General features: G+C 39.1%; 10 protein-coding genes. 2 read left to right on the top strand and 8 right to left on the bottom strand.

Features of this window, described 5'->3' with window-relative positions; genetic code table 11:
• The gene (gene coq7, locus R5R67_RS02760) at nucleotides 1–636 is read left to right on the top strand and encodes a 2-polyprenyl-3-methyl-6-methoxy-1,4-benzoquinone monooxygenase (RefSeq protein WP_001216787.1); all 636 of its coding nucleotides are present in this window, start codon (nucleotides 1–3) and stop codon (nucleotides 634–636) included.
• Nucleotides 637–682: 46 nt separating this feature from the next.
• On the opposite strand, the gene R5R67_RS02755 is transcribed toward coq7, so the two are convergent.
• The gene (locus R5R67_RS02755) at nucleotides 683–1,231 is read right to left on the bottom strand and encodes a DUF2799 domain-containing protein (RefSeq protein WP_000789247.1); all 549 of its coding nucleotides are present in this window, start codon (nucleotides 1,229–1,231) and stop codon (nucleotides 683–685) included.
• A gap of 405 nt (nucleotides 1,232–1,636) precedes the next feature.
• On the opposite strand from R5R67_RS02755, the gene R5R67_RS02750 reads away from it, so the two are divergent.
• Nucleotides 1,637–3,061 carry a glutamine synthetase family protein gene (locus R5R67_RS02750; RefSeq protein WP_000105617.1) on the top strand — a complete coding sequence of 475 codons (1,425 nt, stop codon included), beginning with the start codon at nucleotides 1,637–1,639 and terminating at the stop codon, nucleotides 3,059–3,061.
• Between the two features lie 77 nt (nucleotides 3,062–3,138).
• Here R5R67_RS02750 and R5R67_RS02745 read toward each other — a convergent pair whose 3' ends face one another.
• The 7 genes from R5R67_RS02745 to folB all read right to left on the bottom strand — a co-directional run bounded on the left by R5R67_RS02745 (nucleotide 3,139) and on the right by folB (nucleotide 11,970).
• Nucleotides 3,139–3,855 (bottom strand): response regulator, encoded by a 717-nt coding sequence (locus R5R67_RS02745; protein WP_000625751.1) that lies wholly within the window; start codon nucleotides 3,853–3,855, stop codon nucleotides 3,139–3,141.
• An 11-nt stretch (nucleotides 3,856–3,866) separates the two neighbouring features.
• Complete coding sequence (locus tag R5R67_RS02740) at nucleotides 3,867–6,521, bottom strand: sensor histidine kinase (RefSeq protein ID WP_001191596.1); 2,655 nt, start codon at nucleotides 6,519–6,521, stop codon at nucleotides 3,867–3,869.
• Between the two features lie 38 nt (nucleotides 6,522–6,559).
• Entirely contained in the window at nucleotides 6,560–7,165 is a 606-nt protein-coding gene (gene kdpC, locus R5R67_RS02735) for a potassium-transporting ATPase subunit KdpC (protein ID WP_000861108.1), read from the bottom strand.
• A 13-nt stretch (nucleotides 7,166–7,178) separates the two neighbouring features.
• A complete protein-coding gene (gene kdpB, locus R5R67_RS02730; RefSeq protein WP_001097164.1) occupies nucleotides 7,179–9,212 on the bottom strand; it encodes a potassium-transporting ATPase subunit KdpB in 2,034 nt (677 codons plus the stop codon).
• A 15-nt stretch (nucleotides 9,213–9,227) separates the two neighbouring features.
• Nucleotides 9,228–10,937 carry a potassium-transporting ATPase subunit KdpA gene (gene kdpA / locus R5R67_RS02725; RefSeq protein ID WP_000891198.1) on the bottom strand — a complete coding sequence of 570 codons (1,710 nt, stop codon included), beginning with the start codon at nucleotides 10,935–10,937 and terminating at the stop codon, nucleotides 9,228–9,230.
• 258 nt (nucleotides 10,938–11,195) lie between these two features.
• On the bottom strand, nucleotides 11,196–11,633 hold the full coding sequence (locus R5R67_RS02720) for a 2-amino-4-hydroxy-6-hydroxymethyldihydropteridine diphosphokinase (RefSeq protein ID WP_000993395.1): 438 nt from the start codon (nucleotides 11,631–11,633) through the stop codon (nucleotides 11,196–11,198).
• Complete coding sequence (gene folB / locus R5R67_RS02715) at nucleotides 11,590–11,970, bottom strand: dihydroneopterin aldolase (protein WP_000338779.1); 381 nt, start codon at nucleotides 11,968–11,970, stop codon at nucleotides 11,590–11,592. Before folB ends, R5R67_RS02720 begins: the two co-directional genes overlap by 44 nt.
• Between the last annotated feature and the right edge of the window lie 3 nt (nucleotides 11,971–11,973).

Here is an 11,973-nt window from a genome sequence, read left to right as displayed (position 1 = left end):
ATGCGCCACTATACTGGAATTGATCAACTTATTAACTCTTTTGATCAAGCATTACGTAGTCTTGTTCCGGGTGCAACAGCAGCACAGCGCCAAAATCCAGCTGAAACAGTAGAAGCAAAACTTGGTGTAGAAGATGCTCGCCATGTTGCAGGTTTAATGCGTGTTAACCATAGTGGTGAAGTGTGTGCTCAAGCACTTTATCATGGGCAAGCATTGACAGCGAAATTGCCAAATGTACGCCGCGAAATGCAACAGGCAGCGATTGAAGAACAAGACCATTTAGCTTGGTGTGAAGACCGTTTAAAAGAGCTAAATAGTCATACAAGCTTATTGAACCCGATTTGGTATGGCCTTTCATATGGTATGGGTGCTCTTGCCGGTATTGCAGGTGATAAATATAGCTTAGGTTTTGTTGCTGAAACTGAACGTCAAGTTAGTCTACATTTGCAAGATCACTTAAACCAGTTACCAGCTCAAGATGAACGCTCGCGCAAAATTCTAGAGCAAATGAATGAAGATGAATTGCATCACCGTCATACTGCACTTGAAGCAGGTGGTGTTGAATTACCATATGCAGTAAAAATCACAATGACTGCTATTTCAAAGTTAATGACAAAAACGAGTTATTATCTTTAAAAAAACAAAGGATTGATCCCATTCGGATCAATCCTTTTTTAAAATATTATTTTAATCCATGATCATATTTGAAGCGTTCGATATCTCGAATTGAGTTCCAATAGTTTCTGTTAATACGGTCACGATCAATTTGTAATTCTCTTAAAAGCTTACGATAACGTTCACGCTCTTCTGGCTTTAATTTTTCGTTATAAGCGCTATCAGAATATTGCTTAAACTTCTCGTCATAACGATCATATTCAGCTTTTGCATTGTAGTAATCTGAGGCAGCTCGATAATAAGGTCTTAAACGATTACGCTGCTCAACTGGGCATACATTAATATTACCGTTACCTTCTAAAGCATTATAAAAAATATTTGCTGGCTGGCAATAATAACCAAGGCCTTCTTTATACCCACGTTCATATGACTTTTGATCTGGAACAATATTGGCTTTTCCACACGCTTTGTAATATTGATCTAAACGTGGCGAAGATCCCTTTGAACCATCTTTCTCACCCACTAATGACCAATTCGCAGTCTTACATTCTTCTACGCTCATTGCAGCACAACCTGAAAGGCTGATTGCTAAAATGGCTAAACCGATATTTTTCATATTAAGAAAACTCAAAAATAAAATTTAAAAACGCAAAAAATAAAATTCCAGTACATGTGCTATATAAGCCTTGCTCAATTCAAGATTTATACATAAATGTTTAACTGGATAAGCATTTAAGTTTAAAGCAGTTTGACCATCTCACCAAATGAGAAGCTTAAATTTTTAGCTTTGTTTAATTTTAAAAAGAGAAATCCGTAGAATTTTATAATGCGCTGACTGCTCTTATACACTAATTTTACTTTAAAAATTGATTATAAAAATCAAACTCAAGAGATTGATTATTAATAAATAAAAACAATAAACCCCATAAAAAAACCTTTCATTATTTTACTCTTTTTTTACGAGATTAATTTCAAAGGCTACGTTAGGATTTTAGCTAAATAACCACCAAGGTTTTTTATAATGAGTACGCTTATTTACCCAAATTTAAACTTACAAAATTCTCACTTTAAGGCATTTAAAATATCAGATGATTTTATTCCACAAACGCAAATTCATACGTTCAACTCAGAGCTTTTTTTAAAAGAAGTTGATGAATATTTAAGTTTATATCCTCACACTCAGCACATTGATATTTGTCTACATGACTTAAACGGGCATTTTCGTGGTAAACGTATTGACGTTAAGAGTCTGAAAAATCTATCGAATGGATGCTATTTTCCTCTTTCTGTTTATGCCATGAGCCTTGATGGGAAAGTGATTGAAGAAACAGGTCTGGGAAAATATATTGGTGAACCAGATAGACTTTGCCTGCCCATTTTAGGCAGCTTGCAACCAAGTGCCTTATCCCCAGAATTAAATGCTCAGCTTTACCTATCAATGCAAGAAGAAGATGGTTCAGACTGTCGCTATGAACCACGCAATATATTAAAAAAATTATTAAATCAGTTACATACTAATAATTATTTCCCTGTCATGGCTGCCGAGCTAGAGTTTTATCTTTTCTCACCTCAGCATCAATCTGAAATATGTTCAGAAAACCAATGTTTTGATATAGATGCGCCAAATAATTATCAGCAAGTCCTAGATGAAATTGAAAAAGCTGCCCTACTACAATCAATTGAAATTACCGCTATTGTTGCAGAGTCATCCCCTGGACAATATGAATTAAACCTTCAACACAGCCATGACATTTTAAAACTCTGCGATCAAATTAATGCTTTAAAAAGAATTGTAAAACAAGTCGCAAGAAAGCATGACTTAACTGCTTGTTTCATGGCGAAACCGAACTTGGCAAAAGCTGGTAGTGGCATGCATTTTCATATGAGTCTGCTTAATCAATACCATGAAAATATATTTAGCTCAGAAGAAGAAAAAGATGAGCTTGCAGCCAAATTATTGAGCGCAATTAGTGGACTCATTGAATTAATGCCTGCATCTATGGCGATTTTAGCGCCTAATATTAATTCTTATAGACGTTTTAAAATTGGTCATCACGTGCCATTAGAAGCTAATTGGGATACTAACAACCGAAATGTTGCAATCCGAATTCCATGCTCAGACGTACAAAATCAACGCTTAGAGTATCGTGTTGCTGGAGCGGACTGTAATCCCTATTTGGTAACAGCGACTATTTTAGCGGGCGCGTCTTATGGCTTATCTCATAAGTTACCACTGCCAAAACCTGCACATCTTTTAAAATTTCCAGACGAGCACATTTTATTAGCTAACAACCAACCAGAGGCCTTAAAAATATTTAAAGGAAGTCTTATTTTAAAAGGGTATTTAGGGGCAGACTTTGTAGAACATTGGTACACGGTTAAACAGGCTGAATATCAAAATATTTACAGTCAAATGACTGAAGCAGAACAACATTGGGATATATAAAATAAAAAGAGCAAAAAAACTATAAACCACTTTGCAAACCCTTAGGGAGAAATACCCTAAGGTTTTTTTACATCTAATTAATGATTTTTCTGTTTAGCTAAAAAACGTAACCCAACACCTGGTTCAGTAGCAATATAACGTGGCTGAATCGCGTTATCTCCCAACTTACTGCGCAATTTACCCACCAAAATACGTAAATAGTGCGTATCTTCCTGATGGGTGGGTCCCCATAGCTCTTTTAAGAGCTGTGGCTGTGTTAAAAGCTGCCCTTGATAGCGCATTAAGAGCGTCAAAAGTTGAAACTCTTTTCGAGTTAAAGTAATTGGCTGTTGCTCGACCCAAACTAAACGTTGCGTAATATCGACTTTAAGATAGCCATCGTCATACACATGAGCTTCTTGCTGAATCGGTTGATTTCTTAGAATGACACGTATGCGTGCCAGAAGCTCTTGCACACTAAAAGGCTTAGTCATGTAATCATTTGCGCCAGCATCGAGCAAAGCAACTTTTTCATATTCATCAGCACGTACAGATAACACAATAACGGGAACATTCGACCAGCTACGTAATTCTTGAAGCACTTCTTTTCCATCTAAATCGGGTAAGCCTAAGTCTAGAATTACCAAATCAGCTCCTTGGGTTGCCAAAGTCTCTAGGCCTTTGTAACCCGTTTCGCAGAGCGTGGTTTTGTATTTTTGAGTTCTTAAAGCAATGTCTAGAAATTTACGGATTTGAGGCTCATCATCAATAATCACAATACGTGTTTCTACAGGTGATGTTTCTGAACTTATCATGAATTTACAACTTATTCTTTTACTGGATGAAGGGGTAATTTGATTTGAATTAAAGTACCTTTATTTTGGCGCCCCGAAAATGCTTCTATTGTACCCATATGAGCACCAATAATCGCTTTTACGATTGTAAGCCCTAAACCTGTACCGAATTTTCCACGGTCTCCACGCTCCATAGTATAAAACATATCGAAAATGCGATGTCTTTCGTCTTCAGGGATTCCTACACCTTTATCTTCAATTTCTATTTTTACTTCATCTTCTGACAAAAGATGAGTACGGATCATGACTGGCTCATCTGGAGGTGAAAAGTTTGCCGCATTTTCTAAAACATTAAAAATAGCTTGCTCTACCAGTGCTGGGTGAACATACAAACTAATCGGTTGCTCAGGTAACTGAACGACCACTTGCGTATCTGGTTTATAACGCTTTAAACGGCGGGTTGCCGAACCAATTAATTCATCCACCCCAATCCAGTCCCTTTTTAAAGTTAGACCTTCGTGTCCCAAACGGGTCATATCAAGCAAGTTTTGAATATAACGGTCTAAGCGCTCACCTTCTAAATGAATTGTTTCAAGCAGATCTTGTTGGTCTTGTTCTGTCATTTCAGCTTTAAAATTGGCAAGTGTGTCTGCTGCGCCAATGATAGAAGCGAGTGGTGAGCGTAAATCATGCGATACCGAAGATAATAAAGCAGAACGTAAGCGCTCTGTTTCACTGGTGACTTTTGCTTGTTCAAGTTCATTCACCAATTGGGTTCGAAGTACTGCTTGCGCAATGTACTCAATTACACTTTCAGTCAATTTCTTTTGCTCAAAATTTAAGGAAACCACTTCATCCTTAAAGTAAATTCCCACAATACCTAAGCTATTTTTTTGTTCTAAAAGAGGTAAAAACCACCAGTTTGACTGACTCAAAGTATCGGTAAAACGCCCACATGGCTGCTTGTGTTTCAAACACCATTCTGCGGCTACTTTTTCTTTATCATTTAGCTCAATATCAGATGAAATTACCTTATCTCGAATAGAAATCCACACTTTAGTTTGAAGTTGTGTTTCTAAAGTCATACGTCCTGTTTGCATGACTTCTTCAAGGTTTACTGCGCTAGAAAGCTTACGTGCTAAGTCTTGCATTACCGTAGTGTAGGCATTCGCAGCTTTTAAAGATAAAACTTGCTGGCGTAACTGAGAAGCCAAACGGCCAGCAATTAAAGCTGCTGCAAAAAAAGCAACAACGGTGACCACCCCTTGGTGTGCTGAAATCTGAAAGGTATAACGCGGGGCAATAAAGAAAAAATTATAGGCCAAAAAACATATTAAGGCTGCCACTACTGCAGCTAACATTCGGGTTTTCGTTGCAACAATTAAAACAGAAATAATAAAAATGACAGAGAAGTCTTCAATACCAAATAGAACTTCTGCGAAGTGAGCTATAAAAATACTTGCGCATGTAACAGCTAAAACAAAAACACTTTCTTTTAATGATAAAAATGAAGGTTTTTTGAGCTGATTAATCTTTTTAGTGCCTTGTTCTGGATGCAATATTGTTAAAGCAATCGAGTTTTCTTGATTTAATAATTGCTGAGCTAAATTTTTCTTAAATAACTTTAACCACCACGGTGAAATACTTTTACCAATGACTAGATTGGAAATACCTCGGTCAACGGCGGCATCCATTAGAACAGATGCAACTCGATGCCCATATAAAACTTCTGTTCGACCACCGAGTTGCCGAGCCAGCTCAAATGCACGGTCAATCTCGATGTATTCTTTTTTATAAGAATTCGCTGAACTCTGTCCAAAGTCCGAACTTTTAGCAACATTCACTACAGTCCATGTAGCACCATTACGTTCTGCTAAACGACAGCCTGCTCGCACTAAATATTCAGAAGAGCCTTGCCCATCTATCGCAATCATCAATTCATTTTGCAACGAGATAGATTTCAATCCCTTTGAGGCATAACTCTCTTTTAAGTCTGAATCGACATGCTCAGCAACGCATTGCATTGCGAGTTCACGTAATGCTGTTAAATTTGAAATGCTAAAAAAGCCTTGTAATGCCAGATTTGCTTGCTCTGGTACATAGACTTTTCCTTGATGGAGCCTTTCAATGAGTTCACTGACGGGTAAATCAATTAAGCGAATGTCCCGAATACGATCAAATACCCGATCTGGTACCGTTTGATTTACTCGGATTCCCGTAATCTGGTACACCACATCATTTAAGCTTTCTAAATGTTGAATATTTATAGTGGTGAATACATCAATACCTGCGTCTAGCAATTCATTGACGTCTTGCCAACGTCGTTCATGGCGACTATTTGGGACGTTGCGATGAGCCAGTTCATCAACTAAAACGATTTGCGGATGCCTAAGTAAAATAGCATCCAAGTCCATTTCTTCTAAAGTATGCCCCTGATATTGCATTTCCTTTCTAGCAATTTGAGGCAACCCTTCCAAAATTTTTAGAGTTTCAATTCTTCCGTGGGTTTCAACAATACCAACAACAACATCTGTGCCCTGTTGAAATAGTTCTTTAGCGCGGGCGAGCATGGCATAGGTTTTTCCTACACCTGGTGCCGCACCAAGAAAGACCGTTAGTCGACCGGCTTGATATCTGTTGATATGATTTAATAAGGCCTCAGCCTGATTTTCGCGATTGCTTTGCACTTGATATCATCCGGTAAACTAACAACTTTATTTTTAAGTTAATGTGTAGATTGTAATTGATCTAAAGCAATATTGAGCTCTAATACATTAACACGGGCTTGCCCCAATACATCAAACTGCTTCGGTTCAACATACTTTTGCAAAAGCTCTTCCACAATCTTAGGGTCTAAATGACGCGCTTGGGCCACTCGAGCAACCTGTAACTGAGCAGATTCAGGACTAATATACGGATCGATACCACTACCAGATTTAGTCACTAAATCACTTGGAATAGGGTTATTACCTGTGTGGTCTTGTTTTTTCACCGCAAGAATCTGAGCATCAATTTGTTGCTGTAGTTCAGGATTAGTACGCGCTAAGTTTGTACCTGCCATCGCCATCGGGTCATAAGCGACTGCTGAAGGACGTGGATGAAAATAAGCCTCTCCAACAAATGGCTGAGCAACTAATTTTGACCCTAAAACTTTATGATCTATTTCAATCAAACTACCATTTGCTTGATTGTTGAATAACACCTGTCCCGCACCTGTAGCAATCGCACTATAAGCAGCGCCACAGCCAACTAAGGTAAAAATTAGAAGTCCGAAAGATGCTCTTAAGGTCTGACCCAAATTTGCTTCTGAATTTTGTACATAAGTTTTCATTTCAAACTCCAGATTACAAACCAAATAATTGAACAATCACCACATCAATCGCTTTAATGGCAATGAATGGCAGAACCACACCGCCTACTCCATAAATCAACACATTTCGACGTAGTAACTGAGTTGCAGTTGAAGGTTTAAATTTCACGCCTCGGAGTGCGATTGGAATTAATAACGGGATAATAATCGCGTTAAAAATTAATGCAGATAAAATCGCGCTGTTTGGACTTGCTAAGTGCATCACATTCAATACTTGCATTTGTGGAATCGCAGCAGCGAACAATGCAGGCAAGATGGCAAAGTATTTAGAGACGTCGTTTGCTAACGAAAATGTTGTTAAAGCGCCACGGGTAATCAGCTGCTGTTTCCCAATCTCGACCACAGCAAGTAATTTGGTTGGGTCTGAGTCTAAATCAACCATATTGCCAGCTTCTTTTGCAGCTTGTGTACCCGAGTTCATGGCTAAACCAATATCTGCTTGTGCTAATGCTGGCGCGTCATTGGTTCCGTCACCGACCATTGCAACTAAACGACCTTGTTGTTGTTCGGTGCGAATACAAGCCAATTTGTCTTCTGGTTTTGCTTCGGCAATATAATCATCTACACCAGCTTCAGCAGCAATCGCGGCCGCAGTTAATGAGTTATCACCTGTAACCATAACGGTTTTGATGCCCATTTCTCTTAAACGAGAAAAACGTTCTTTAATGCCGTGTTTAATCACATCTGAAAGCTCAATCACGCCCAATACATGATGTTGATTAGCGACGACTAAAGGCGTTGCTCCTTTTTTGGCAACTTGTTCAACACGCGCTTTTAATTCTAAATCTTGAGAATAATCTTCATCTACAAACTTTAAGATTGCATCTAAAGCACCTTTACGAATTTGGTCACCATTCGGTAAATTCACACCAGAAATTCGAGTCGAAGCACTAAAAGAGATAAATTCGGCTTGCTCAGGTTCTTGCTGTTTTAAACCTTGTTCTTTTGCTAACTTAACAATCGATTTCCCTTCTGGTGTTGGGTCGGCAAGTGAACTTACCCAAGCAGCAGCTCTCAACTCTGACTCGGTTACCGAAGTTAAGGGATAAAATGAAGTCGCTTGACGGTCACCATGAGTAATGGTTCCTGTTTTATCGAGTAAAAGCACATCAATGTCACCCGCGACTTCTACAGCTTTACCTGATTTTGCCAAAACATTGGCTTTGAGTGCACGGTTCATCCCCGCAATACCAATCGCAGGTAACAAGCCACCAATGGTTGTAGGAATCAAGCAGACCAATAACGCCACGAGCACGACTGGATCAAGTTCAATATGCAAATACTTGGCAATAAATGGCAAGCTAATCACGACAATTAAAAACGTGATTGTCATCACCATTAACAAGAAGCTAAGCGCAATCTCATTCGGAGTTTTCTGGCGATTTGAGCCTTCGACCAAAGCAATCATACGGTCTAAGAAACTTTGACCAGATTCAGCAGTCACTTGCACAACAATACGATCTGTAAGAACTTTGGTTCCACCAATAACACCTGAACGGTCTGTTCCAGCTTCACGTAGCACAGGTGCAGACTCACCTGTAACAGCCGATTCATTAATAGTTGCAAAGCCTTCTACAATCTCACCGTCGGCTGGAACAAGCTCACCTGCATGAACTTCAATAAAATCATTTAAATGAAGTTCGGTCGCTGCAACTTGAGTCGCTTGACGGTCTGTCAAAGAGTTGAGTCTTCGAGCCGTTAAATTTTCTCTTGCTGCACGTAATGAAGATGCCTGTCCACGACCTCTGGCCTCTGCAACAGCTTCGGCATAGTTAGCAAATAAAATGGTAATAAACAGAATTGCTGTAACCACTAAACCAAATAACAGCGTGGTGTAACCTAAGATTGTACTAATGCCTGTAACCACTGTTCCAAGCCATACAATTGCCATCACAGGGTTTTTAATTGCATGCTGTGGTAGCAGTTTCACAAATGCATTTTTCCAAACTTCAAAATTTGGCACTGCCATGGTTTTTTTATGGCTATTTACATGAGTTTGTGTATTCATTTTTCACTCGCCTCCTTAGCCTTTAACCAACAAAAGTTGATCGGCAATTGGCCCAAGGACAAGAACTGGCATAAATTGTAATAAGGTAAGCAACACAACAATCGTAATCAGCGTTAAAGCAAAGGTTGGTGTTTCAACCTGAAGACTACCTGCTGTTTCGGGTGCTTTTCTTTTTGCTGCTAAACGTGTTGCGACCATTAATGGCAAAATTAAGGTCGGAAAACGTCCTAACAGTAGAGCAATACTACAAGTGACATTCCACCATACAGTGTTGTCTCCAAGACCTTCAAAACCTGAACCGTTATTAGCAAACGCAGAAACATATTCATAGAACACTTGGCTAATACCGTGTGGTCCTGGATTACTAATTCCAGATATGCTTGGAATGCTGAGGCTTAATGCAGTAAACGCAAGAATGACTAAAGGTTGAATCAAGATAATAATCGCGAGCAACTTAATTTCTGCCGCTTCAATCTTGCGTCCAAACAATTCAGGGGTACGACCTGTCATTAAACCTGCAATAAATACTGCGAGTAACAGATAAATCATAAACTGTTGCAGACCACAGCCCACACCACCCCAAATGGCATTAATCAGCATGTTAATGAGTTCGACTAAACCGGTAAGCGGTGCTGAAGAATCATGCATCATATTGACCGAACCGTTATTCACCTGCGTAGTGATCGCTGCCCAAACTGCTGATGCGGCTGGTCCAAAACGTTGTTCTTTACCTTCCATTACGGCAAGTTGAGATGCTGTCGATGACATACTCTCAGACCAGACAGCCGCCGCACCTGAAATAATCGACATGAAAAGCATGCTACCAAACACAAAGTAAGCAAACTTCTTACGCTGAGTAAAATGCCCAACCATAAAAATCACGGTAAGTGGAATAAGTAATATCGCAATCATTTCTAATAAATTAGAAAGTGGTGTCGGATTTTCTAAAGGCACACTACTATTTGGACCATACCAACCACCACCATTACTCCCCAATTGCTTAATCGCTACCATTGGTGCAACTGGTCCTAAAGGAATTTTTTGGGTTTGAACTGTATTGGCTTTATCAATCAGCTGTACTTCTGGCCCGCCTTGGAAAGTCGCTGGTACGCCTTGGCTATTGAGCAATAAAGACCAGACAAAACAGAGCGGAAGTAAGAATCGGACTGTAGGGCGAATTACATCTGCCCAATAGTTCCCAATTAAAATTTGGTCTGGCTGCTCGGCAACATCGGCTGCAATATGGCTTGGGCGCTGATAAAAGAAAGCTCTTAAGGTCGCGACAACTAAAGCCAGCCCCATCATTGGAGTAATGACTTGCAAGCCCACAATACCTGTCATTTGCGACAAATAAGATAATTGAGCTTGTCCAGAATAATGCTGTTGATTGGTATTAGTTAAAAATGAAATAACCGTGTGTAATGCTAAATCCCAACTCATATTTGGTGCATGATTTGGATTTAATGGTAGCCATGCTTGTGTCATAAAAATAGCAAAAACGGCCACAGCTAGAAAAACACAGCTCACAACAAATGCTAGAGAATATTGTTTCCAATTCATTTGTTGTTGTGGAGATACACCTAACAAGCGATAAACAGGATTTTCAATCCAACGAAATAATCCATCTCCAACCATCGGCTGATTTGTCATCACTTTGGATAGATATTTAGCGAGGCACCATGCTAAAAAAATAGCAATAAATAAAACAAGTATAAGTTCTAACATGGCTATTCTCCTCTATACCCCTTGGCTTGATTTGCCAAACTGGAAATAAAGAGAGATGGAGAAATATCATTTTTTTTAAGTCCGCATAAGACAATGTCAGACTGATGCAAGATGCGCATTTGAGAATTTATAAGCATCTTTATTGTCCTGAAATAACACTAATTTAGTGAATTTCAGTATCGATAAAATGCCCGTAAATTCTCTATTGAGGAAGTCAAAGCCCGCGTAAAGTTTGCGTAAAATTTAGTTTGAAGGGTATTAAACTTTAAAATTAACGACTGGATAAATCATGCTATCAGCCTTTAAGGTTTCACAATGCCAGAGTTCATATAAAGGGATTTTGACATCGAGTGCCAAAGGTAGTTTTTTAGAATTAAATTGCATATGGTCCAGATCACTTCCCCATGCAATCAAATCTACATCTAAAGAAATATGATGTGATGGTCGAACACGCCCAGAATCTGACTCAAGTTTCTTTAAAAAAGATTCAATTTGTTCAGATGATAAGGTGCTTTTTAATAGACACGCTGAGTTCCAGTAATCATCTCCAATACCATCTCGGCATGGAATTTGATAAACAGATGAAAACTGCACTTTCCCCAAAGTTGCTAATTGCGTATAAGCAAAAGTAAAGTGTTGTGCTGCGTCTAAATTACTCGCTAGGGCGAGCGCAAAAATTGTTTCTGGTGCGTTCAAGACGAATTCCTACAGCATTTGCTTCTGCAATGATGGCTGGCTTACGGATGGTTATGGTAATTTTTTCAATTGTTGGAAAGGTTTCAAACAGACATTGCAGAACGAGATGTGCTGCATGCTCAATTAATTCAGGCTTGGCTTTCTGAATGGTTTGAGCCGATAACTCACAAATCTGGGCATAGTTGAGTGTGTCCTCAAGCTTGTCAGACGCTGCAGCTCGGCTCAAATCATTATGGATGGTTAAATCCAACATTAAAGGTTGAATGATTTGTCTTTCCCAGTTGAAACAGCCAATCACTGTCTCAACCTTCAAGCCTTCAATAATAATGGCATCCATAAA

It is taken from the genome of Acinetobacter sp. OYA S30, assembly GCF_033599315.1.
Classification (GTDB): Bacteria; Pseudomonadota; Gammaproteobacteria; order Pseudomonadales; family Moraxellaceae; genus Acinetobacter; species Acinetobacter baumannii.
This window is presented reverse-complemented; position numbering and strand designations above follow the sequence as displayed.

Bases quoted from the DNA above. Each gene is read 5' to 3' on its own strand.
- R5R67_RS02745 (WP_000625751.1), bottom strand. From the start codon at position 3,855: ATGATAAGTTCAGAAACATCACCTGTAGAAACACGTATTGTGATTATT.
- R5R67_RS02750 (WP_000105617.1), top strand. From the start codon at position 1,637: ATGAGTACGCTTATTTACCCAAATTTAAACTTACAAAATTCTCACTTT.
- coq7 (WP_001216787.1), top strand. From the start codon at position 1: ATGCGCCACTATACTGGAATTGATCAACTTATTAACTCTTTTGATCAA.
- folB (WP_000338779.1), bottom strand. From the start codon at position 11,970: ATGGATGCCATTATTATTGAAGGCTTGAAGGTTGAGACAGTGATTGGC.
- kdpA (WP_000891198.1), bottom strand. From the start codon at position 10,937: ATGTTAGAACTTATACTTGTTTTATTTATTGCTATTTTTTTAGCATGG.
- kdpB (WP_001097164.1), bottom strand. From the start codon at position 9,212: ATGAATACACAAACTCATGTAAATAGCCATAAAAAAACCATGGCAGTG.
- R5R67_RS02755 (WP_000789247.1), bottom strand. From the start codon at position 1,231: ATGAAAAATATCGGTTTAGCCATTTTAGCAATCAGCCTTTCAGGTTGT.
- kdpC (WP_000861108.1), bottom strand. From the start codon at position 7,165: ATGAAAACTTATGTACAAAATTCAGAAGCAAATTTGGGTCAGACCTTA.